Raw genomic sequence first — 23,178 nt, 5'->3', positions numbered from 1 at the left:
AACCTGGTGGTGGGAAGATAATCACTCCCGAATATTCTTTAAAAGAATTAATTTGCATTTTGATATAACAATAAACTTATACCAGCCGGGTTCCATCTCTCTGGCAGGGGGGAGATGGCCTGCTTTGTTCAGGGGCGACTCAAGACGAACAGCTGATTTCCAGGTGCTTGCCCCACTGCGGCGGGCGTTCGGCATAGCGCTCGTGCCCGGGTTGCGCGGTGAACGGCTGGCTGAGCACGGCATGCAGTTCGCGCACCGGCGCATAGTCGCCCTGCTCGGCGGCTTCGATCACCTGCTGCGCCAGGTAGTTGCGCAGCACATACAGCGGATTGACGGCGTGCATGCGCGCGCGCCGTGCCGGCTGGTCGGCGCCTTCGCGGTGACAGCGCGCACAGTAGTCGGCGCTCCATTGGTCGAAACCGGCGAGGTCGACGAATTCCTCGCGCAGCAGGCGCAAGGCCGGTTCCGCGGCCAGCTCGCCCAGTTGGCGGAAAAACCTCGGGTAATCCACTGCGCTGCCCTGCATCAGCTGCAACAGGCGCTCGACCAGCGCCTGGTCCTGCTCCTCCGCGGTGCTGAAGCCGAGGCGCCGGCGCAGCAGGTCGAGGTAGTGCGCCTGGTATAGCGGCAGGAACCGGCCGAGGGCTTCGCGCAATTGCTCGACGGCTACCAGCGGCGTCAACGCCTGGCCGAGCGCGGCCAGATTCCACTGGGCGATCGGGACCTGGTTGCTGTAGCTGTAACGCCCGCTGTCGTCGGAGTGGTTGCAGATGTGCTGGGCATCGAAATCGTCGAGAAAGGCATAGGGGCCGAAGTCGAAGGTGATGCCGAGAATCGACATGTTGTCGCTGTTCATCACCCCATGACAGAAACCATAGGCCTGCCATCTGGCGATCAGCTCGGCATTGCGCTCGACCACCGTGCGGAAAAAGGCGGCGTACGGCTCGGCATCCGCCAGGCATTCGGGGAAATGGCAGTGGACGACGTGGTCAAGCAGGGTCTTCAGCTGTTCATGCTGGCGGGTATAAAAAAAGTACTCGAAGTGACCGAAGCGCACATGGCTGGGGGCCAGGCGCAGCAGCATGGCTGCGCGCTCCTGTTTCTCGCGCCAGACCGGTGTGCTCGAGGCGGTCACACACAGCGCGCGCGAGGTCGGGATACCCAGGGCATACAGGTATTCGCTGGCGAGAAATTCGCGGATCGAGCTGCGCAGCACCGCGCGCCCGTCGCCCGAACGCGAGTAGGGCGTTTGCCCGGCGCCTTTCAGGTGCAGGTCCCAGTATTCGCCGGCGGCATTCACCACTTCGCCGAGCAGCAGGCCGCGGCCATCGCCGAGTTGCGGGTTGTACTGGCCGAACTGGTGCCCGGAATAGACCATGGCACGCGGTTCGGCGGTGCTCCACAGCTTGTGTCCGGAAAACAGCTGGGCGAACAGCGGGTTGTCGGCTTCCGCCGGGTCCAGATCCAGCAGAGCCATGGCGGCCGGGCTGGCGATGACCAGTCGCGGCTCGGCAATCGGTTCGGGCAGGACCGGCGTGGAGAACGCATCGCCGAGGCGGGCGTAGCGGTTATCGAATGTCAGTTCAGTCAGCGGCTTCAAGGCAATTCTCCGGCAATCCCGAGTATTTTCCTCGGGATTGCTGTAATGCGTCCAGCCCCGCGGACTATTCGCCGTCCGCTGCCGCTTCGACATCCGCGCGCCCGCTGCTGGGCGGATTCAGTTGCACCCTTTCCAGGGCGGCCTCGCGGCCCTGCAGGTTCTTCACATAGACGTCCATCTGGTTGAAGGCCATGTCGATGTGGTGCTCGCGGAAGCTCATGGCGATCGCCGTCAGCACCTCGTCGGTGGCGGGCAGGCGATCAACCAGTTCGCGCACATGGAAGCGCACATCGAAGTTGAAGGTGCTGGCGCCGATGTTGACGAAGAACGCCTGCGGCTCGGGGTCACGCAACACCCGGCTGTTGCCGTGCAGGGCCTGCATGATCAGCTTGCGCGCCAGTGCCAGGTCGGTTTCATAGGCCAGGCCGATGGTCAGCACGATGCGCGTTACCGTATCGGTCAGCGACCAGTTGATCAGCTGGTCGGTGATGAACGACTTGTTCGGCACGATGATTTCCTTGCGATCGAAGTCGGTGATGGTCGTCGCGCGGATCTGGATGCGGCTGACCGTGCCGGACAGCGGGCCGATGGTGACGGTGTCGCCGATCCGCACCGGCCGCTCGAACAGGATGATCAGGCCGGAAATGAAGTTGGCGAAGATCTCCTGCATGCCGAAGCCGATGCCCAGCGAGAGGGCGGCCACCAGCCATTGCAGCTTGTCCCAGCTGACCCCGAGCACTGACAGGGTGGTCACCGAGCCGATGCCGACGATGGCATAGGAGAGCAGCGTGGTGACGGCATACGCTGACCCCTGGGCCAGTTGCAGGCGCGACAGCACCAGGACCTCCAGCAGGCCCGGCAGGTTGCTGGCCAGGGCGATGGTGATGGCCACGATCAGCAGTGCACCGATCAGGTCGCCGAGGCTCAGCGGCACCATGCTGGCGGTGGCACCGCTGCCACTGCTGTATTCATAGAGGGTGAAATTGTCCAGGTAGCTGAACACGCTGAGCAGGTCGGCCCACACCCAGTACAGGCTAACCACCAGCAGGCCGGTGAGCGCCAGGCGCATCAGGCGCAGCGACTGTTCGTTGACCTGCTCGATATCGAGTTTGGGTTCTTCGATGAATTCGCCGCCTTCACTGCCTTCCTTGGCCATCTGCTCGCGCTTGGTAGCCGCACGCTGGTAGGCCAGGCGCCTGGCGGCGACCGCCAGCCCGCGTACCATCACGGCTTCCAGCACGATCCAGATCAGCACCACGTAAAGGGTGTCGATCAGCCGGTCGGTCAGCTTGAGCGCCGTGTAGTAGTAGCCCAGCCCGATGGCGATCACCAGGGCCAATGGCAGCAGGGTCAGGGCGCCGCCCAGGGCCAGGCGCAGCGAGGAGGCATGCTCGCGGGCCGGGCCGGTGAGCAGCAGCCGGCCGAGCAGCAGGGTCAGCAGGATGAAGCCGACCATCACCAGCAACATGCCGAAGCTGTCCTGGCTCAGGTATTCGGGCTGGTGCTCGGCTACGGTGGCAATCGCCAGCAACGGCATGATCAGCATGCCGAGTGCGCGCATCTGGCTGAACAGCGAGAAAGTAACGTCGCGCGGCCAGTGAAAGTGCCGTTCGGCCACGCCATCCGGGCGCAGCAGGCAGTAGGCGGTGTACAGCACCAGCCAGGCCTGGGCCATTTCGTACATCGCATCGGCCAGGTAGAGGTTCTGGCCCTGGGCATCCAGTTGCAGGGCGAAGCCGGCGAGCAGCAGCAGCAGGGTGACCGGCAGGGCCAGCAGCAGGTTGAGCAGCAATGCCAGGGGCGTGTGCAACTGGCTGTCGCGCTTGAAGTGGCCGATGTCCTTGTTCAGCGACGACAGCTTGTGCTTCAGCGCATTGCGTTGCCAGACCAGCAGCAGCACCAGCAGCAGCACGGGAATGAAGATCCACGGCTTGGCCGTGAGGGCATTGCTGAACTCGCTGATGCCCTTGCCGAGGGGGAAGTTGCGGAGCTGTCGCAGCATGTTTTCCGGCAGCTGCAGTGTGCCCTTGAAGGTCAGGTGCTTGTTGCTCGGCACCCAGAACATCTGTTCTTCCAGGGTATCGCGCAATTCGGTACTGCTGCTCAGCAGGTAGGTTTGCGAGAGTTGCAGGGTCATCGAGGCGTTGAGCAGGGCATTCAACTCGCGGCCGTAGCGCTCGAGCAAGTCGTAGCGGGTTTTTACCTGCTGCTCCAGGTCGGCCAGCATCTGCGGGCTGGCCGACTCGCCCGGCGACTTGCTCAGCAACTGCTGCAGGTACTGCTGCGGGTTGGCGAGTTGCTCGCGCTGCTGGCTGATTTCGAACTGGCGCAAGCGAATGTCGGCAATCTGGTCAGCCAGGCCGCGGTCGATGCGGATGTCTTCCAGGGACTTTTTCTGGTGGTAGAGGATCTTCGCCAGCAGCAGGCTGCCGCGCAGCACACTGATGTTCTCGTCCAGCGACTTCTTCGCTTGCTTGACGTTGTCCAGCTGCTGGGAAACCTCGAGGTTGCGCCGGTTCAGCAGGTTGAGCTGGTCAGTCGCCTCGAGCATGGCCTGGCTGAGCTTCAGGTTGGCCTGGTTCTCCCTGGCCAGCAGGCTGTCCGGGGAGGCGTTCTCGGCCTCGATGGCAAACTTCTCGATATCCCGCTCCGAAAGCGCCCGGCGCTTTTCGCTGATCAGGCCCTGCAGTTCGAGCATTTCCCTGTCCAGTTGGCTGGCGCGCAGCAGCTGCAGGTCGCGCAGGGCCGTGCCCAGGTCCAGCAGGATGTCATTGGCCGCCATTTGCTCCTTGAGCAGGCTGGCTTGATCTTCCAGCAGGCGCTTCTCGCTTTCCAGCTGGACGCGGACTTCCTTGCTCAGCGGCTTGCCGTTGTCCTTGCCGGTGGTCAGTGCCGCATTGATTTTCTGGCTGCGCAGGAGGATCCGGCTGACGTCGCTTTGTGCCCGCTCCGGGCGCGACTGGGCATTGATGTAAATGCTGTTGGCATCGCTGAGGGCTTTCTGGGTTTTCCCGAGTTCCTCGCTGCGATCGGCCAGCAGCCCTTCCAGCTGCAGCAGGTTGTATTTCGCATAGCGCTGCACCTCCGCGGTTTCCGGTTGCGCGCCCAGGCGGATCAACTCGGCCTGCGATTGCTTGATGACTTGCGGGGCGGTCTTGACCTGGTGCTGCAGGTCGAGCAGTTCCTGCCGGGTGGCCGCGATCTCCTCGAGGTTCTGCAGGGTGCCTTGCAGTATCGCTTGCAGGGCTTTGTGCTCGGCTTCCGGCAGCTTGCGGTCGGCCAGGCCGTCCAGGCTCTGCTGGATCTCCTCGATGCTCGGCAGTGGGTTCTCGGGCTGGGCGAGGGTATTCAGGCTGAGCCCGAGCAGGGCGACGAGCAGGACATAGCGCATAAAAGGCATGGTGATGTGTAAAAACTCGCTGGCGATGGAAGAGGGTTGCCGGGCTGGCGCAAGACGCTACCCGCGGTTCAGTCTAGAGGAACAAGGCGGGGCCCGGGCGTTCGCCTTCGGGGAATTTGACGCCGACCTTGCGCACCTTGTTGTTGTCCATCACGGCTACGGTCCAGGTCAGGCCATTCCATTCGACCTGGTCGCCGACTACCGGCTGGCCGCCGATTTCATGGGCGATGAAGCGGCCCAGGGCCATGCGGCCGTCGATCTGCCCCAGTTGCAGACCATAGAGTGCCGCCACCGCAGAAAGTTCGGCATCCGCTTCCAGCACGAAGTCGCCGAAGAAGCGCAGGTCGAGCCCGCGTTGCGGGGCCTGGCTGAACAGCTTGCCGAGTGCCGGCAGGTCATGTTCATGGCCGACCACGCAGAGGATGTCGGCTGCCTGCAGGGTGGTACTGCCCGACGGGTGCAACAGTTCGCTGCCGCGGAACAGCGCGGCGACCCGCGTGCCGGCAGGCATTTTCAGGGCGCGCAGGGGCGCGCCGATGCACCATTTTTCGGCCCCCAGGCGGTAGATGAACAGCTCCCATTCGCTGGTCGGATGGATCTCCAGGCCGGCCCGCGAGATTGGCGCCGGGTCCGGCGGCACTATGACCTTCAGCAGCTTGGCCGCCCAGGGCAGGCTGGCGCCTTGTAGCAGCAACGACACCAGCACGATAAAGAACGCCAGATTGAAGAACAGCTGGGCATTTTCCAGTCCGGCCATCAGCGGGAACACCGCGAGAATGATCGGCACCGCACCGCGTAATCCGACCCAGGCAATGAAGGCTTTTTCGCGATCATGGAAGGCGCGAAACGGCATCAACCCGAGAAACACGGAAAGCGGCCGGGCAAACAGGATCATCCACATTGCCAGCCCGAGCGCCGGCAAAGCAATCGGCAACAGTTCATGCGGGGTGACCAGCAGGCCGAGGACCAGGAACATGCCAATCTGCGCCAGCCAGGTCAGCCCATCCAGCATGTGCAGAATGCCGTGCCGCGAACGGATTGGCCGGTTACCCAGCACCAGCCCGCACAAATAAATCGCCAGGATGCCGCTGCCGTCCAGCCAGTTGGTGATGGCAAACAGCAGCAGCCCGCCACTGACCACCAATAGCGGATACAGGCCATTGGCCAGTTGCAGGCGGTTGATCACCTGCAGTAACAACCAGCCGCCGCCCAAGCCGATGGCGGCACCAATGCTGAAATTGCGCAAGAGCTCCAGCGGTAGCGCCCAGCTGAGTGCTTCACCGTGGCTGATGATGCTGATCAGGGTCACGGTGAGGAACACCGCCATCGGGTCATTGCTGCCGGACTCGATTTCCAGGGTGGCGCTGACCCGTTCGTTCAGGCCGCGGCCGCCGAGCAGGCTGAACACCGCGGCGGCATCGGTGGAGCCGACAATGGCGCCAACCAGCAGGCCTTCCAGCAGGCTCAGCTGGAACAGCCAGGCAGCCGCGACGCCGGTCAGCCCGGCGGTCAGCAGCACGCCGAAGGTCGCCAGCGACAGCGACGGCCACAGCGCCACGCGAAAACTGGCGACCCGGGTGCGCATCCCGCCATCCAGCAGGATGATGGCCAGCGCCAGGTTGCCGATCAGGTAGGCGGTGGAGTAGTCATCGAAGGCAATCTTGCCCAGCCCGTCCTCGCCGGCGAGCATGCCCACGCCGAGGAAAATCACCAGGATCGGGATGCCGAAACGCGAGCCGAAATTGCTCACCAGGATGCTCAGGCTCACCAGCAGTGCACCGATCAGGAACAGGCTGTTGATGCTGCTGGCGTCCAAGGGGGTTACTCCGGTGAGGGGCGCGGGAGGATGCTTCCATCATGCAGGGTGCATGCCGGGATTCTAACCCGGGGCTTTGGCGGGGTGTCAAAGAAGGTGTTGGCTGGTGTGTGCTGGTGTCAACGCGTTGCGCATTCCGTGGCCCGATCTACCGGTTGCGCCTTGCACGGCGCCTCACTTTCTCTTTGTTTGCGCAAAGAGAACGTAAGCAAAGAGAAAGCGCCCCCGGCATTCGGCCCTTCATTTCGCTTCGCTGCATTTCGGGTTCGTTCGCTCCATCGGCGCTCCAGGGGCCCGCTGCGATGGGCCGTCCATGGCCCAGCGCAGCTTTCGTCGCATCCATGCGACTCAACCCCCTCCACACCGACTCCGCTCACCCTCCTGACGGGACTGTCAGTCCGTGCACGTCAGGCGCCGATTCGTTGGAAATGCTCGGCTTCGGTAGTCGGACCGTCCCCGTCAGGAGGCCGAGCAGAAGTGTTGCGCAGCAGGTTTCGAGGCAGGACGCCGAGAAAGCTCCGATGGACCATGGATGGTCCTTCGGAGCGTGCCTGCGGAGCAACGCCGGCGCGAGGGAAGTCGAGCGCAGCGAGACCCGTATGCAGGGGGGTGTTTCTTTTGCTTACTTTTCTTTGCACAAGCAAAGAAAAGTGAGGCGCCCGAGGGGGGGGCGCAACCCAAAGCTATCGAACAAGGGAAGATGCTCCAACACTGTTGGCACGGCAAGCTTTACATCGTCAGTCTCAGAACCACCCCTCCTGCATCCCCAGACAAGTGTCATCCCGCGCTTCCAGCAGGTTCAGCTCATGCTGGCAGCCGGGCACTTCCCAGGTCAGGAACCAGCGCGCCGCCTGCAGCTTGCCGCGGTAGAAATCGCTATCAGCCGCGTTGCCCTGCTGCAGCCCCTGAGTGGCGCGGATCGCCTGCTCCAGCCAGCGCCAGCCGATCACCGCATGGCCGAAGACCTTGAGGTACAGCGCGGAGTTGGCCAGGCCCTGATTGACCTTGCCCTGCATCAGGTCGCCGAGCAGGGCCAGGGTGACCTGATGCAGGCGCGCCACATGCTGCTCCAGCGGCAGGCGCAGGGCGTCCAGCGCTTCGTAGCCAGAGGCACGCTGGCAGGTGGCGTGGATCAGGCGGGTCAGCTGCTTGAGTGCGGCGCCGTTGTTCATTGACACCTTGCGTCCAAGCAGGTCGAGCGACTGGATGCCGTGGGTGCCTTCGTGGATCGGGTTCAGCCGGTTGTCGCGGTAGTACTGCTCCACCGGGTATTCGCGGGTGTAGCCGTGACCGCCGAGGATCTGGATGGCCAGTTCGTTGGCCTTGAGGCAGAACTCCGAAGGCCAGGATTTGACGATCGGCGTCAGCAGGTCGAGCAGTTCCAGCGCGGTCTTGCGCTCTTCCTCGGTCGGTAGGCTATGGGTGTCGTCGAACAGCCGCGCGGCATACAGGCCGAGGTCGAAGGCGCCCTCGACGTAGGCTTTCTGCGTCAGCAGCATGCGCCGCACATCGGTGTGCTCGATGATGGCGATCTGCGGGCTGGTCGGGTCCTTGCCATCCGGCTGACGGCCCTGCGGGCGCTGGCGGGCGTAGTCGAGGGAGTACAGGTAGCCGGCGTAGCCGAGCATGGTGGCGCCCATGCCGACGCCGATGCGCGCTTCGTTCATCATCTGGAACATGTAGCTCAGGCCCGCATGCGGTTTGCCCACCAGATAACCGACGCACTCGCCCTTGTCACCGAAGTTCAAGGCGGTGGAGGTGGTGCCGCGCCAGCCCATCTTGTGGAACAGACCGGCGAGAATCACGTCGTTGCGTGCGCCGAGCGAGCCATCGTCGTTGACCAGAAACTTCGGCACGATAAACAGGCTGATGCCCTTCACCCCGGGTGGCGCATCGGGCAGGCGGGCCAGCACCATGTGCACGATGTTCTCGGAGATCGGCTGGTCGCCGCCGGAGATGAAGATCTTGTTGCCCTTGAGCCGGTAGCTGCCGTCGGCATGCGGTTCGGCCTTGGTGCGCACATCGGACAGCGAGGAGCCGGCGTGCGGCTCGGTCAGCGCCATGGTGCCGTAGAAGCGGCCGTCGATCATCGGCTGCAGGAAGCGCGCCTTCTGCTCGGCGCTGCCGAAGCTCTCGATCAGGTTGCTGGCGCCCATGGTCAGCATTGAGTAGGAGCTGGTGGCGATGTTGGCCGACTGGAAGTGGGCGAAGCAGGCCTGCGACAGCAGGTTGGGCAGCTGCATGCCGCCGACCTCGAAATCACGGGTGGCGTTGAGGAAGCCGGCCTCGATAAAGGCTTCCAGCGCCGGCTTGATTTCGGGGATCAGCACGGCGGCGCCGTCCACATACTGCGGTTCGTGTTCGTCGTTCTTGCGGTTGTGCGGGGCGAACAGTTCCTCGGCGATGCTGCGCGCGGTGCCGATGGCGGCGTCGAAAGTTTCGCGGCTGTGTTCGGCGAAACGCTCGCGCTGGGTCAGGGCCTGCGCATCGAGCACTTCATAGAGTTCGAAGGCCAGGTTACGGGAGCTGAGCAGTTGTTCGGCCATGGGGTGCGCCTCGGTTGGATGAACGATGGCGGCCAGCTTAGGCCGCTGCCGGGCGCACGCCCAGCTTCATCCATGTGCGTGATAAAGCGGCCAAAGTGCGCCTGGCTGCGGCAATGCAAGCCCGCTGGCGGCCGGGCTGATAGAATTCGCGGCCTAGCGAGGAACCTTCGATGAATTACCGCCACGCCTTTCACGCCGGCAACCATGCCGATGTGCTCAAGCACCTGACCCTGTCGCGGATTTTTGCCCTGTTGGCGAAAAAGGATGCGCCCTATGCCTATCTGGACAGCCACGCCGGTGTCGGGCTGTATGACCTCGCTGCCGACCAGGCCAGCCGCACCGGCGAGTTCCTGCAGGGTATCGCCCGCCTCTGGCAGGCGTCAGTTGTGCCGCAAGTGTGCGCCGACTACCTGCGGGTGATCCACGAGCTGAATCCGGATGGGCAGTTGCGCTATTACCCCGGTTCACCGGAGCTGGCGCGCCAGCTGAGCCGCGCGCAGGACCGCCTGCACTGCAACGAGAAGCATCCGCAAGACGGCCAGTTGCTCAAAGAAAACATGCACTTCGATCACCGGGTGGCGGTGCATCTGGGCGAAGGTTGGCATGTACCGCGGGCTCTAATGCCGACACGGGAAAAGCGCGCGGTGCTGCTGATCGACCCGCCGTTCGAGCAGGCCGATGAGCTGGAGCGTTGCGTCAAGGCACTCAATGAAGCGATTGGCCGGATGCGTCAGGCAATCGTGGTGATCTGGTATCCGATCAAGGATGCGCGCCAGCTCAAGCGCTTCTATAACCAGTTGACCGGCAGCAGTGCGCCCAAGTTGCTGCGCGTTGAGCTGCTGGTTCACCCGGCGGATGACGCCACGCGCCTGAGTGGCTCCGGGCTGGTGATCGCCAACCCGCCGTGGGGTCTGGAGGATGAACTGCGCAGCCTGCTGCCCTGGCTGGCACAGGCGCTGGCGCAGAGCGCGGGTGACTGGCGGCTGGACTGGCTGATCGAGGAAAAGCCGACAGGCTCCTAGAGCGATTCCAGCAGTTGCCGGGCGGCCTGCAGGTCGCGCTGCACCCACTGTGCATCTGCCTCGAACTGCTGGTCGCTCATGCCCGGCTGGCGGAACAGGCTGAGAATCAGCTCGCTACCGTCGCCATTGGCCAGCAGACGCAGCGGCACATAAACGCTGTGGCCGGGGGCGACATGCACCCAGTGATCGAGTACGCCGTAGCTGTTGGCCGGGCTGAACTCGATGCGCAGGCGCCCCTGTGGCGTGCTGGCGAACCACTGGCCATCGACTTGTTCCAAGCCGCTGGCCAGGCCCGAGGCCCACTGGCAGAAATGTTCCGGCACGCAGAGATGGGCGTAGGCGCGTTGCAGCGGGCAGGCGATGGTCTGGCTCAGGTGGCGGACTTCGGTGGGTGCATGCATGGCCGGGTCTCCTTTGCCAGACCGTTGAAAAACTACCTGCGTTGCCGATACTGCGTTGAAAACAGGCTCGAAATGCTCATTTACCACTCGTAAACTGCGCTTTCTCGCCTGTTTTCGCCTTGTCTCGGCTGCCTCGCCGACGTTTTTCAACGGTCTGTTACGGCAGGGTCGGCTCAGGCGGCAGGCAGACGCCGGTGCCGCCGAGGCCGCAATAGCCGCCGGGGTTTTTGGCCAGGTACTGCTGGTGGTAGCCCTCGGCGTAGTAGAAGGGCGGCGCCATGCCGATTTCCGTGGTGATCGGGCCGAAGCCGGCGTCCTCCAGGGCCTGTTCGAACTGTGCCTTGCTGGCTTGGGCGGCGGCCAGTTGTCCGGCATCGCAGCAGTAGATCGCCGAGCGGTACTGGGTGCCGCTGTCGTTGCCCTGGCGCATGCCCTGGGTCGGGTTGTGCGCCTCCCAGAAGACCTTGAGCAGGGCTGCATAGCTGGTCAGTTGGGGATCAAACACCACCAGAACCACTTCGGTGTGGCCGGTAAGCCCGGAGCAGACTTCCTCGTAGGTCGGATTCGGGGTGAAGCCACCGGCATAGCCGACCGCGGTGCTCCACACCCCCGGCTGCTGCCAGAAGCACCGCTCGGCGCCCCAGAAGCAGCCGAGGGCGAAAATGGCCTGCTGCAGGCCAGCTGGAAAGGGTGGTTGCAGGGCATGCCCGTTGACCAGGTGCGCGGCCGGCACCGGCAGTGGCGTGGCGCGGCCGGGCAAGGCCTGTTCGGCGGTCGGCAGTTGCAGTTTGTGGGCAAGGATTTGCGAGCGCAGGACCATGACGGGATACCTCGGCAATGCAGCGGGTCTGGCGGTCAGCCAAATTGCGGGCCGGAGCGGGTGTTGAGGCCCTTGGCCAGGCGGTCATAGAGCACCACATTGACGGTCGCCGCAAGGTTCATGCAGCCGTTGGTGGGAATGTAAATGACCTCTTCGCACCAGGCCAGGACCTTCTTGTCCAGCGAGCCGTCTTCCGGGCCGAAGATATAGATGGCGCGGTCCGGGTGGGTGAAGGTGGTCAGGTCGCGGGCGCCTTCGACCATCTCCACCGCCACCGGGGTGCAGCCCAAGGGGATGATCTGCTCCAGATCATCCACGCCGATCAGCGGGATGTCCTGATGGACTTTCTTGGTGTCGGTGACGAAATCTTGGGCGCGGGCATAACGCTTGCCGGTATAGAACACCGAATTGACCCCGTAGCAGCCGGCGGCGCGCATCACCGCGCCAACGTTTTCCGGGGACTTGGGGTTGAACAGGCCGATGCAGCTGTAGCGGCGGTTTGCCATGGGAGAAGCTCGTGCGTTGCGGTGCGCGCAGATTAACCCATAGTCGCGCCGGGTAGGGTGTGGATAACGGTCACAGGCCTTATCCACCAATGTGCCGGTGGAAAAGCCGCCAGCGGCGTTTTCCACCCTGCCGGCTACAGCAACAGCGTACGGATATCCGCCAGTACATCGCCGAGGCGCTTGGTGAAGCGTGCCGCGGCGGCGCCGTTGATCACCCGGTGGTCGTAGGACAGCGACAGCGGCAGCAGCAGGCGTGGCTGGAACGCCTTGCCGTCCCATACCGGCTGCATGCTGGCTTTGCTGACACCGAGAATCGCTACTTCCGGCGCGTTGACGATCGGCGTGAAGCCGGTGCCGCCGATATGGCCCAAGCTGGAAATGGTGAAGCAGGCGCCTTGCATGGCATCCGGCGAGAGCTTCTTGGTGCGCGCTTTCTCCGCCAGCTCGGCGGCTTCGGCGGCCAGTTGCAGCAGGCTCTTCTGGTCGACGTCGCGTAGCACCGGCACCAGCAGCCCGTCCGGGGTGTCCACGGCAAAACCGATGTGTACGTATTTCTTGCGGATCAGCGCCTTGCCCGATGGCGCCAGCGAGCTGTTGAAATCCGGCAGCTCGCGCAGCAGGTGCGCGCAGGCCTTGAGCAGGAATGGCAGCACGGTGAGCTTCACCCCGGCTTTTTCGGCCACGGCTTTCTGCGCGTTGCGGAAGGCTTCCAGTTCGCTGATGTCGGCATTGTCGAACTGCGTCACGTGCGGCACGTTGAGCCAGCTGCGGTGCAGGTTGGCGGCGCCGACCTGCATCAGGCGGGTCATCGCCACTTCTTCGACTTCGCCGAACTTGCTGAAATCCACTTCCGGAATCGGCGGGATGCCTGCGCCGCCAGTGGCGCCAGTGCCGGATGTCTGTTTGGCTTTTTGCAGCTGCTGTTTGACGAACAGCTGCACGTCTTCTTTGAGGATGCGGCCATGCGGTCCACTCGCGGTTACCGCCGCAAGGTCGGCACCCAGTTCGCGGGCCAACTGGCGTACAGCAGGGCCAGCGTGGACTTTGCCAGTGCTGGCTGGCGCGCTGGCCGCGGCGGCTGTGGCTGCCGGCATGGGCGCGCTGGCCGCTGGCGCGGGAGCGGTGGCGGGGGCTGCGACAGCCTGCTCGGCCGCAGGCGGTGCAACCGCTGCGCTGGCGGCCGGGGTGCTGCCCTGCAGTTGCAGGATCAGGTCGCCGGTGCCGACTTCGTCGTCCAGCTTGACGTACAGTGCGCTGACCACCCCGGCGGCCGGCGAGGGAATTTCCATGCTGGCCTTGTCTGACTCCAGCACCAGCAGCGACTGATCCTCTGTCACCGTGTCACCGACCTTGACCAGCAGCTCGATGATCTTGGCCTTGGACGAGGAGCCGATGTCCGGCACGGCGATGTCCTGTGGCGCCGCGTTGGCGGTTGCCGGGGCGGCTGCCGGCGCTGGTGCCGGGACGGCGGCAGCCGCTGCGGGCGGCGCGGGTGGTGCTGCGCTGGCGGGCACGGTGGCGGCGTCGCCCGCCACTTCCAGCTCCAGCAGGTCGTCGCCGGTCTTCAGTTTGTCGCCGAGCTTTACGTGCAGGGCGGTGATCACGCCGGCGCGCGGCGCGGGGATTTCCATGCTGGCCTTGTCCGACTCCAGGGTCAGCAGGCTCTGGTCGGCCTCGATGCGATCACCGACCTTGACCAGCAGCTCGATCACTTCACCTTCGCCGTTGCCGATATCGGGTACGCGAATCAACTCACTCACAATCCATCTCCTTGGCAAAACGTAGGGTGGGCTTGAGCCCACCGCAACGACCTGCGCTGGTACTGGCGGGCTGAAGCCCACCCTACAAAAAACGCTCCGCTACAGCTAAGGCCTATTGCTGGCCGGAGGGTAAGTACCGGTGCCATTTTCATGACTCAGCAATCCAGCGGGTTGGCTTTTTCCGGATCCAGGCCGAAGCGCTTGATCGCATCGGAGATCACCTTGGGTTTGATCTCGCCACGCGCGGCCAGGGCCTCGAGAGCGGCGATGACGATGAAGTGGCGGTCCACCTCGAAGAAGTGGCGCAGCTTGGCGCGGCTGTCGCTGCGGCCGAAACCGTCGGTGCCGAGCACCTTGTATTCCTTGCTGGGGACCCACTGACGGATCTGGTCGGCAAACAGCTTCATGTAGTCGGTACTGGCCACTACCGGACCATTGCGCCCGGCCAGGCACTGCTCGACATAGCTGGTGCGCGGCTTCTTCGCCGGGTTCAGGCGGTTCCAGCGCTCGACGGCGAGGCCGTCGCGGCGCAACTCGTTGAAGCTGGTGACGCTCCACACGTCGGCGCTGACATCGAACTCCTCGCGGAGGATCTGCGCCGCCGCGCGCACTTCGCGCAGGATGGTGCCACTGCCGAGCAGCTGCACGTGGTGGCTGGCCTTGCGCTTGTCCGCCTCGAGCAGGTACATGCCCTTGATGATGCCGGCTTCGACGCCCTTGGGCATGGCCGGCTGCAGGTAGGCCTCGTTCATTACCGTGAGGTAGAAGAACACGTTCTGCTGTTCCTCGGCCATCTGGCGGATGCCTTCGCGGATGATCACCGCCAGCTCGTAGCCGTAGGTCGGGTCGTAGGTGCGGCAGTTGGGGATGGTGCTGGCGAGGATGTGGCTGTGACCGTCCTCGTGCTGCAGGCCTTCGCCATTCAGGGTGGTGCGCCCGGCGGTGCCGCCGATCAGGAAGCCGCGGGTGCGGCTGTCGCCGGCAGCCCAGGCCAGGTCGCCGATGCGCTGGAAGCCGAACATCGAATAGAACACGTAAAACGGCAGCATTGGCTGGTTGTGGTTGCTGTAGGCGGTGCCGGCGGCGATGAACGAGGACATGGCGCCGGCCTCGTTGATGCCTTCCTCGAGGATCTGGCCCTTCTTGTCCTCGCGGTAGAACATCACCTGATCTTTATCCACCGGCTCGTACAGCTGGCCGACCGAGGAGTAGATGCCGAGCTGGCGGAACATGCCTTCCATGCCGAAGGTGCGCGCCTCGTCGGGAATGATCGGCACGATGCGCTGGCCAAGATCCTTGTCCTTGACCAGCTGCGCGAGGATGCGCACGAAGGCCATGGTGGTGGAGATTTCGCGGTCGCCGCTGCCGTCGAGGATGGCCTTGAGAGTTTCCAGCGGTGGGGTCGGGATGCTGATGCTGCGGCTGCGCCGTTGCGGCACAAAACCACCGAGGGCATCGCGACGGGCATGCAGGTAGCGGGCTTCGGCGCTGTCGGCGGCCGGTTTGTAGAACGGCAGGTTTTCCAGCTCGGCATCATTGATTGGAATGTCGAAGCGGTCGCGGAATTTCTGCAGGCTTTCCACGTCGACCTTCTTGGTGTTGTGCGCGGTGTTCTTCGCTTCACCGGCGCCGGTGCCGTAGCCCTTGATGGTCTTGGCCAGCACCACGGTGGGCTGGCCCTTGTGGTTGACCGCCTGGTGGTAGGCCGCGTAGACCTTGTAGGGGTCGTGGCCGCCGCGGTTGAGGTTCCAGATTTCCTGGTCGGAGAGGTCCGCGACCATCGCCTTGAGTTCGGGGCTGTTGAAGAAGTGCTCACGCACGAAGGCACCGTCCTTGGCCTTGTAGTTCTGGTAGTCGCCATCGACCACTTCGTCCATGCGCTGCTGCAGCAGGCCGGCATGGTCCTTGGCGAACAGCGGGTCCCAGTAGCGACCCCAGACCACCTTGTTGACGTTCCAGCCGGCCCCGCGGAACACGCCTTCCAGCTCCTGGATGATCTTGCCGTTGCCGCGCACCGGGCCGTCGAGGCGCTGCAGGTTGCAGTTGACCACGAAGATCAGGTTGTCCAGCTGCTCGCGCCCGGCCAGGGCGATGGCGCCGAGGGATTCCGGCTCGTCAGACTCGCCGTCGCCCATGAAACACCAGACCTTCTGCTTGCCGGCAGGGATGAAGCCGCGGTGTTCCAGGTACTTCATGAAGCGCGCCTGGTAGATCGCCTGGATCGGGCCGAGGCCCATGGAGACGGTGGGGAACTGCCAGAAGTCCGGCATCAGCCACGGGTGCGGGTAGGACGACAGGCCTTTGCCATCGACCTCCTGGCGGAAGTTGTTCAGCTGCTCCTCGCTGATCCGCCCCTCGAGAAAGGCACGGGCATAGACGCCGGGCGAGGCGTGGCCCTGGAAATAGATCAGGTCGCCGCCATGTTCCTCGGTCGGCGCCTGAAAGAAATAGTTGAAGCCGATGTCGTACAAGGTGGCGCTGGAGGCGAAGCTGGAGATGTGCCCGCCCAGGTCCGGGTCTTTCAGGTTGGTGCGCATCACCATTGCCAGCGCGTTCCAGCGCACCAGGGACCTGATCCTCCGCTCCATGAACAGGTCGCCAGGCATGCGCGCCTCGTGGCCGACCGGAATGCTGTTGCGGTACGGCGTGGTGATCGCATAGGGCAACTGGGTACCGGTGCGCGTGGCCAGCTCGCCCATGCGGGTCAGCAGGTAGTGGGCGCGGTCTTCGCCTTCCTTGTCGAGAACCGACTCGAGGGCGTCCAGCCATTCCTGGGTTTCGACGGGATCGAGGTCTTGCATGGCTTGCTCCAGGGCTCAAAGGCTTCCAGAATCGGTCGCCAGTTTGCTCGCCACCGGGGTGGGTGGCGGCAGTGGGTTCGGCTACAACCGGGGTTGCCGGCCTGTAGTTTTGCTACATATTAACGCGTTCAGGCGCTCTTGAGACACACTTTTTGTAGCAAAACTACATAAAATCTTGCGCGTGACGGCCGGGTCCGGTTGCTGCCGCGCAAGGCTTCTGTCAGTCATTGATTTCCAAGGATAGACCATGAGTTTGCCTCTGCTGTCACCCCTTCCCGCGCTTCTGCAGGCCTGCGCCGGGCGTGCCGAACAGGGCCTGCTTGCGGCCATGGCCGAGCAGGGTATCGGCAGCCAGGACTGGCCGGCCGGGTGGGCTGAGGCGTTTCGGCGCGTCGCGGCGCTGAGCGACTTTGTCGCCGGGCAGGCGCAGCGCGATCCGCAGCTGCTGCGCGAGCTGCTGACCAGCGGCCTGTTGCAGCGGCCATTGGCGCACGGGGAGCTGCGCGCGCTGCTCGAGGAACGCCTGGCCGGCTGCGCCGACGAAGACGAGCTCGGGCGGCGCTTGCGGCGCTTTCGCAACAGCCAGCAGCTGCGCATCATCTGGCGTGACCTGACGCGCCAGGCGGCACTGGTGGAAACCTGCCGCGATCTGTCGGACATGGCGGATGCCTGCATCGATCTGGCCTATCAGTGGATCTACCGGCAGCATGCCGCCCAGTTCGGCACGCCGATTGGCCGGCGCAGTGGCGAGCCGCAGCACATGGTGATTCTCGGCATGGGCAAGCTCGGCGCCCTCGAGCTCAACCTGTCGTCGGATATCGACCTGATCTTCGGCTACCCGGAAGGCGGTGAGACTGAGGGGGTCAAGCGCTCGCTGGACAATCAGGAGTTTTTCATTCGCCTCGGCCAGCGCCTGATCAAGGCGCTGGATGCGATCACCGTCGACGGTTTCGTGTTCCGCACCGACATGCGCCTGCGCCCGTACGGCTCGGCCGGTGCGCTGGCGCTGAGTTTCAATGCGCTGGAGCAGTATTACCAGGATCAGGGGCGTGACTGGGAGCGCTACGCGATGATCAAGGCGCGGGTGGTTGGCGGTGACCAGCAGGCCGGGGCGCGCCTGCTGGAAATGCTGCGGCCGTTCGTCTATCGGCGCTACCTGGACTTCTCGGCAATCGAAGCGCTGCGCGGCATGAAGCAGCTGATTCAGCAGGAGGTCCGGCGCAAGGGCATGGCCGAGAACATCAAGCTCGGTGCTGGCGGTATCCGTGAAGTGGAATTCATCGCCCAGGTGTTCCAGCTGATTCATGGCGGGCGCGACCTGAGCCTGCAGCAGCGCTCGCTGCCCGGGGTGCTGCGGACGCTCGAGGGGCAGGGCTACCTGCCGGCGGCAGCGGTGCAGGAGCTGCAGCAGGGCTACGAGTTCCTGCGTTACACCGAGCATGCGCTGCAGGCCATCGATGACCGCCAGACGCAGATGCTGCCGGACAATGAACTGGACCAGGCGCGCGTGGCCAGCATGCTGGGCTATGCCGGCTGGGGCGAGTTTCACCAGCAGTTGATGCACTGGCGCGCGCGTATCGACTGGCACTTCCGCCAGGTCATTGCCGATCCCGACGAGGATGAGAATGAACCTGTCGCCGGCGCGACCGGGGCCGAGTGGTTGCCGCTGTGGGAGGAGGCGGTCGAGCCGGAAAGCGCCGTGCGCCAGTTGCAGGATGCCGGCTTTGCCGAGCCCGAGGCGGCGTTCAAGTTGATCCTCGACCTCAAGCGCGGGCCGCAGGTGCGCGCCATGCAGCGCATGGGCCGCGAGCGCCTGGATGCCTTCATGCCGCGTCTGCTGGCGCAGGCGGTGGAGCACGAGTTCCCGCACCGGGTGCTGGAGCGGGTCATGCCGCTGGTGGAGAAAGTCGCCCGGCGCTCGGCCTACCTGGTATTGCTCGGCGAGAATCCCGGCGCCATGCAGCGCCTGATCAGCCTGTGCGCGGCCAGCCCGTGGATTTCCGAGCAGATCGCCCGCTTTCCGCTGTTGCTCGACGAACTGCTCAACGAGGGCCGGCTGTTCAATCCGCCGCTGGCGCCGGAGCTGGCGGCGGAGTTGCGCGAGCGCCTGATGCGGATTCCCGAGGATGACCTGGAGCAGCAGATGGAGGCGCTGCGCCACTTCAAGCTGGCCCACCGCTTGCGCGTGGCCGCCTCGGAGATCGCCGGCACCCTGCCGCTGATGAAGGTCAGCGATTACCTGACCTGGCTGGCCGAAGCGATCCTCGAGCAGGTGCTGGCGCTGGCCTGGCGACAGACGGTGGCCCGGCACGGCACGCCGCGGCGCACCGACGGCACGCTGTGCGATCCGGATTTCATCATCGTCGGCTATGGCAAGGTCGGCGGCATCGAGCTGGGTCACGGCTCCGATCTGGATCTGGTGTTCATCCATGACGGCGATTCGCAGGCGGAAACCGATGGCGCCAAGCCGGTGGATGGCGCGCAGTTCTTTGCCCGCCTGGGGCAGCGCATCATTCACCTGCTGACCACCCAGACCAATTCCGGCCAGCTGTATGAAGTGGACATGCGCCTGCGCCCGTCTGGCGCCTCCGGTCTGCTGGTCAGTTCGCTGGCGGCCTTCGAGCGCTATCAGCAGAACGAAGCCTGGACCTGGGAGCATCAGGCGCTGGTGCGCGCGCGGGTGCTGGTCGGCTGTCCGCGGGTCGCCCGCGCGTTCGAGGCCATTCGCGGGCGCGTGCTGGGGCGTGAGCGCGACCTGCCGCAGTTGCGCGCCGAAGTCAGCGAGATGCGCGCTAAGATGCGCGACAACCTGGGAACCCGCGCAACAAACGCAGGCACGGCGGACAATGCGTTCGCCGCGGGGCAGACCTTCAATCTCAAGCAGGATGCCGGCGGTATCGTCGATATTGAATTTATGGTGCAATACGCGGCCTTGGCCTGGTCGCACCAGTACCCGGAATTGCTGCGTTACACCGACAATATCCGCATCCTCGACGGGCTGCGTGACCTTGGATTATTGCCGCGGGAGGATGTCGGCCTGCTGCAGGAAGCCTACAAGGCCCTGCGCGCGGTGGCACACCGCCAGGCACTGCAGAAGCTGCCGGGCGAGGTGCCCGCGGAGCAGCTGGCGGCCGAGCGCCACACGGTGTTGCGCATCTGGCGGGAATTGGGTTTGGCGTAGGCTGGGCAACGACCGCAGGTCTTGTCCGCCGCCGCCGGCCTGGTGGACGTTCGCGCGGCGCGACGTCCACCCTACACGTTGATTGAAAACGAACAGTTGAAAAGGAGCAGACCGATATGTCGATGGCCGATCGTGATGGCGTGATCTGGTATGACGGCGAAATGGTGCCGTGGCGCGAGGCCACCACCCACGTGCTGACCCACACCCTGCACTACGGCATGGGCGTGTTCGAGGGCGTGCGCGCCTACAACACCCCGTCGGGCACGGCGATCTTCCGCCTGCAGGCGCATACCGACCGGTTGTTCGACTCGGCGCACATCATGAACATGTCGATGCCGTTCGGCAAAGACGAGCTGAACCAGGCGCAGCGGGCGGTGGTGCGCGAAAACAACCTGGAAAGCGCCTACCTGCGGCCGATGGTGTTCTACGGATCCGAAGCCATGGGCCTGCGTGCCAGCGGCCTGAAGGTGCATGTGATCGTCGCGGCTTGGCACTGGGGCGCCTACATGGGCGACGAGGCGCTGGAGCTGGGCATCAAGGTGCGCACCAGCTCCTTCACCCGCCATCACGTGAACATCTCGATGACCCGCGCCAAGGCCAACGGCAACTACATCAACTCGATGCTGGCGTTGCAGGAGGCCATCTCCGGCGGGGCTGACGAAGCCATGCTGCTGGACACCGAGGGCTATGTCGCCGAAGGCTCCGGCGAGAACATCTTCCTGGTGCGCAATGGCGTGGTCTACACCCCGGAAGTGACCTCCTGCCTGAACGGCATCACGCGTAACACCATCCTCACCCTGGCCGACGAGCTGGGCATCAAGGTGGTGGAGAAGCGCATCACCCGTGACGAGGTGTACATCGCCGACGAGGCGTTCTTCACCGGTACCGCCGCCGAAGTCACGCCGATCCGCGAAGTCGACGGGCGGCAGATCGGTATCGGCCGTCGCGGCCCGGTCACCGAGAAACTGCAAAAGGCCTACTTCGATCTGGTCTCCGGCAAGGCCGCCGGGCATGCCGACTGGCTGACCCTGGTGTAGGGCGGGGCAGGCGCGAAGCGACGTAACCCACCGCAAGCTGATGGGTATCGCTACGCTCAACCCATCCTGTTTGGTTGGCTGAAGACTGCGTCAAGCCGGCCATTGAATGAAAATGCGGTATGACCGGGAGGCGCAAGCCTCCCCGGTCATTTTGGGAATGAGCATGAATATTCTGATCATTGGTCCCAGTTGGGTGGGCGACATGGTGATGGCGCAGACGCTGTTTCAGTGCCTGCAGCAACGCCATCCGGGTTGCCAGATCGACGTGCTGGCGCCCGACTGGAGCCGGCCGATCCTCGAGCGCATGCCCGAGGTGCGCGCCGCGCTGAGTTTTCCGCTGGGCCACGGCGTGCTGGATATCGCCGCGCGGCGCCGGATCGGCAAAAGCCTGCGTGGCCGGTACGACCAGGCGATCCTGCTGCCCAATTCGCTGAAGTCGGCGCTGGTGCCGTTTTTCGCCGGCATTCCCCGGCGCACCGGCTGGAAGGGCGAGCTGCGCTACGGCTTGCTGAATGACCTGCGTACGCTGGACAAGCAGCGTTATCCGCTGATGATCGAGCGCTTCATGGCGCTGGCCTTTGAACCTGGTGTGGCGCTGGCGCAACCTTACCCGCGCCCAAGCTTGCAGATTGATCCGGCCAGCCGCGCCGCGGCGCTGGACAAATTTGCGCTGAGCCTGGACCGTCCACTGCTGGCGCTGTGCCCGGGTGCCGAGTTTGGCGAGGCCAAGCGCTGGCCGGCCGAGCACTACGCCAAGGTCGCCGAGCTGAAGATTCGCGAGGGCTGGCAAGTCTGGCTGTTCGGCTCGAAAAGCGACCAGGCCGGTTGCGCGGATATCCGTTCGCGGCTGATCCCCGGCCTGCGCGAGGAGTGCGTCAACCTGGCCGGCCTGACCTCGATGGCCGAGGCGATTGACCTGCTCTCGGCGGCGACGGCGGTGGTGTCGAATGACTCCGGCCTGATGCACGTGGCGGCAGCGTTGAACCGGCCGCTGGTGGCGGTCTATGGTTCAACCTCGCCGCAGTTCACCCCGCCGCTGGCGGACCAGGTGGAGATTGTCCGCCTCGGCCTGGACTGCAGCCCGTGCTTCGACCGCACCTGCCGCTTCGGCCATTACAACTGCCTGCGTGAACTCAAGCCGCGGCCGGTGATCGAGGCGCTGGAGCGTCTGCTCGGCACCCCGGTCGAGGTGCAGTAGTTTGCGGGTATTGCTGATCAAGACCTCCTCGCTCGGGGATGTCATTCACACGCTCCCCGCGCTGACTGACGCCGCCCGGGCGATTCCCGGCATCCAGTTCGACTGGGTGGTGGAGGAGGGCTTCGCCGAGATCCCGGCCTGGCATCCGGCGGTGGCGCAGGTGATCCCGGTGGCCATCCGCCGCTGGCGCCAGCATCCGCTGCAAACCTTGCGCAATGGCGAGTGGCGGCGCTTCAAGGCGCGCCTGCGGGAAACCCGCTACGACCTGGTGCTCGATGCCCAGGGCCTGCTCAAGAGTGCCTGGCTGACCCGCTATGTGCCGGCGCCGGTGGCCGGGCTGGACCGTGCCTCGGCGCGCGAGCCGCTGGCCAGCCGCTTCTACGACCGCGGCTACGCGGTGCCGTGCGAGCAGCATGCGGTGCAGCGGCTGCGCCAGTTGTTCGCCCAGGCGCTGGACTATCCATTGCCGGCTACCGTGGGCGACTACGGGCTGGATCGCGCCAGCATGGCCGATGCAGGTGGACAGCCCTACCTGCTGTTCCTGCATGGCACCACCTGGGTCAGCAAGCACTGGCCGGAAGCCGACTGGCGCGCCCTGGCCGAACGGATGAACGCTCAGGGCTGGGCGATCCGCCTGCCCTGGGGCAACGCAGTCGAGAAGGCCCGGGCCGAGCGCATCGCCGCCGGCCTGGAGCATGCCGCCGTGCTGCCGAAACTGAACCTGGCCGGAGTGGCCAAGGTCATCGCCGGGGCGCGGGCCTGCGTGGCGGTGGACACCGGCCTCGGCCATCTGGCCGCCGCCCTCGATGTACCGACTATCTCGCTGTACGGGCCGACCCTGCCGGGCAAGGTTGGCGCCTATGGCCGCGGCCAGGTGCACCTGTGCGCCAGCGGCCCGGGCGCCGGCAGTGGCGACCGCCAGCAGCCGTGTTTCGCCGGGCTGGATGCGCAGCGCGTGGGCACCGAGCTGGAAGCCTTGCTGCTGGCCGGGGAGGATGCATGAGTGCTCCTGTAGGGTGGGCTTCAGCCCACCGTTATGTTTACGCCTGGATTGGTGGGCCAAGGCCCACCCTACGCTCGACGGGAATGC

14 protein-coding genes are annotated in these 23,178 nt (G+C 64.7%); 5 read left to right on the top strand and 9 right to left on the bottom strand.

Annotation, left to right across the window (positions count from 1 at the left end; all coding sequences use genetic code 11):
• Window positions 1-139 precede the first annotated feature (139 nt).
• The 4 genes from selO to ISX93_RS07255 form a co-directional block, all read right to left on the bottom strand.
• Window positions 140-1,600: a protein adenylyltransferase SelO gene (gene selO, locus ISX93_RS07270; protein ID WP_195778055.1), complete on the bottom strand. Its 1,461-nt coding sequence runs from the start codon at window positions 1,598-1,600 to the stop codon at window positions 140-142.
• 64 nt (window positions 1,601-1,664) lie between these two features.
• Window positions 1,665-4,991: a mechanosensitive channel MscK gene (gene mscK / locus ISX93_RS07265; protein WP_195778054.1), complete on the bottom strand. Its 3,327-nt coding sequence runs from the start codon at window positions 4,989-4,991 to the stop codon at window positions 1,665-1,667.
• 82 nt (window positions 4,992-5,073) lie between these two features.
• Complete coding sequence (locus tag ISX93_RS07260) at window positions 5,074-6,816, bottom strand: potassium/proton antiporter (RefSeq protein ID WP_195778053.1); 1,743 nt, start codon at window positions 6,814-6,816, stop codon at window positions 5,074-5,076.
• 743 nt (window positions 6,817-7,559) lie between these two features.
• On the bottom strand, window positions 7,560-9,362 hold the full coding sequence (locus ISX93_RS07255; protein ID WP_195778052.1) for an acyl-CoA dehydrogenase: 1,803 nt from the start codon (window positions 9,360-9,362) through the stop codon (window positions 7,560-7,562).
• Window positions 9,363-9,532: 170 nt separating this feature from the next.
• Between ISX93_RS07255 and ISX93_RS07250 the strand changes: the two genes are divergently transcribed.
• A complete protein-coding gene (locus ISX93_RS07250) occupies window positions 9,533-10,384 on the top strand; it encodes a 23S rRNA (adenine(2030)-N(6))-methyltransferase RlmJ (RefSeq protein WP_195778051.1) in 852 nt (283 codons plus the stop codon).
• On the opposite strand, the gene ISX93_RS07245 is transcribed toward ISX93_RS07250, so the two are convergent.
• The 5 genes from ISX93_RS07245 to aceE all read right to left on the bottom strand — a co-directional run bounded on the left by ISX93_RS07245 (window position 10,381) and on the right by aceE (window position 16,672).
• Window positions 10,381-10,785: an SRPBCC family protein gene (locus tag ISX93_RS07245; protein WP_219841000.1), complete on the bottom strand. Its 405-nt coding sequence runs from the start codon at window positions 10,783-10,785 to the stop codon at window positions 10,381-10,383. The genes ISX93_RS07250 and ISX93_RS07245 overlap by 4 nt on opposite strands.
• Window positions 10,786-10,942: 157 nt before the next feature.
• Entirely contained in the window at window positions 10,943-11,605 is a 663-nt protein-coding gene (gene msrA, locus ISX93_RS07240) for a peptide-methionine (S)-S-oxide reductase MsrA (RefSeq protein WP_195778050.1), read from the bottom strand.
• A 35-nt stretch (window positions 11,606-11,640) separates the two neighbouring features.
• A complete protein-coding gene (locus ISX93_RS07235; RefSeq protein ID WP_195778049.1) occupies window positions 11,641-12,111 on the bottom strand; it encodes an RNA methyltransferase in 471 nt (156 codons plus the stop codon).
• Window positions 12,112-12,245: 134 nt separating this feature from the next.
• On the bottom strand, window positions 12,246-13,871 hold the full coding sequence (gene aceF / locus ISX93_RS07230; RefSeq protein WP_195778048.1) for a dihydrolipoyllysine-residue acetyltransferase: 1,626 nt from the start codon (window positions 13,869-13,871) through the stop codon (window positions 12,246-12,248).
• 155 nt (window positions 13,872-14,026) lie between these two features.
• On the bottom strand, window positions 14,027-16,672 hold the full coding sequence (gene aceE / locus ISX93_RS07225) for a pyruvate dehydrogenase (acetyl-transferring), homodimeric type (protein WP_195778047.1): 2,646 nt from the start codon (window positions 16,670-16,672) through the stop codon (window positions 14,027-14,029).
• Window positions 16,673-16,919: 247 nt separating this feature from the next.
• Between aceE and glnE the strand changes: the two genes are divergently transcribed.
• The 4 genes from glnE to waaC all read left to right on the top strand — a co-directional run bounded on the left by glnE (window position 16,920) and on the right by waaC (window position 23,091).
• Window positions 16,920-19,853 (top strand): bifunctional [glutamate--ammonia ligase]-adenylyl-L-tyrosine phosphorylase/[glutamate--ammonia-ligase] adenylyltransferase, encoded by a 2,934-nt coding sequence (gene glnE / locus ISX93_RS07220; RefSeq protein ID WP_195778046.1) that lies wholly within the window; start codon window positions 16,920-16,922, stop codon window positions 19,851-19,853.
• Between the two features lie 116 nt (window positions 19,854-19,969).
• Window positions 19,970-20,890, top strand: coding sequence for a branched-chain amino acid transaminase (locus tag ISX93_RS07215; protein ID WP_195778045.1), 921 nt, complete (start codon window positions 19,970-19,972; stop codon window positions 20,888-20,890).
• A gap of 163 nt (window positions 20,891-21,053) precedes the next feature.
• A complete protein-coding gene (gene waaF, locus ISX93_RS07210; protein WP_195778044.1) occupies window positions 21,054-22,088 on the top strand; it encodes a lipopolysaccharide heptosyltransferase II in 1,035 nt (344 codons plus the stop codon).
• Between the two features lies 1 nt (window position 22,089).
• Window positions 22,090-23,091, top strand: a complete 1,002-nt coding sequence (waaC, locus tag ISX93_RS07205; protein ID WP_195778043.1) for a lipopolysaccharide heptosyltransferase I — start codon at window positions 22,090-22,092, stop codon at window positions 23,089-23,091.
• Window positions 23,092-23,178: the final 87 nt, after the last annotated feature.

The organism is Pseudomonas sp. N040, assembly GCF_015637705.1.
Classification (GTDB): Bacteria; Pseudomonadota; Gammaproteobacteria; order Pseudomonadales; family Pseudomonadaceae; genus Aquipseudomonas.
Note: the sequence above shows the minus strand (reverse complement) of the source record. Positions and strands in the feature narration are given on the sequence as shown.

Excerpts from the sequence above, each read along its gene's own strand:
- mscK (WP_195778054.1), bottom strand. The coding sequence starts at position 4,991 with ATGCGCTATGTCCTGCTCGTCGCCCTGCTCGGGCTCAGCCTGAATACC.
- ISX93_RS07255 (WP_195778052.1), bottom strand. The coding sequence starts at position 9,362 with ATGGCCGAACAACTGCTCAGCTCCCGTAACCTGGCCTTCGAACTCTAT.
- ISX93_RS07250 (WP_195778051.1), top strand. The coding sequence starts at position 9,533 with ATGAATTACCGCCACGCCTTTCACGCCGGCAACCATGCCGATGTGCTC.
- ISX93_RS07245 (WP_219841000.1), bottom strand. The coding sequence starts at position 10,785 with ATGCATGCACCCACCGAAGTCCGCCACCTGAGCCAGACCATCGCCTGC.
- msrA (WP_195778050.1), bottom strand. The coding sequence starts at position 11,605 with ATGGTCCTGCGCTCGCAAATCCTTGCCCACAAACTGCAACTGCCGACC.
- ISX93_RS07235 (WP_195778049.1), bottom strand. The coding sequence starts at position 12,111 with ATGGCAAACCGCCGCTACAGCTGCATCGGCCTGTTCAACCCCAAGTCC.
- aceE (WP_195778047.1), bottom strand. The coding sequence starts at position 16,672 with ATGCAAGACCTCGATCCCGTCGAAACCCAGGAATGGCTGGACGCCCTC.
- glnE (WP_195778046.1), top strand. The coding sequence starts at position 16,920 with ATGAGTTTGCCTCTGCTGTCACCCCTTCCCGCGCTTCTGCAGGCCTGC.
- ISX93_RS07215 (WP_195778045.1), top strand. The coding sequence starts at position 19,970 with ATGTCGATGGCCGATCGTGATGGCGTGATCTGGTATGACGGCGAAATG.
- waaF (WP_195778044.1), top strand. The coding sequence starts at position 21,054 with ATGAATATTCTGATCATTGGTCCCAGTTGGGTGGGCGACATGGTGATG.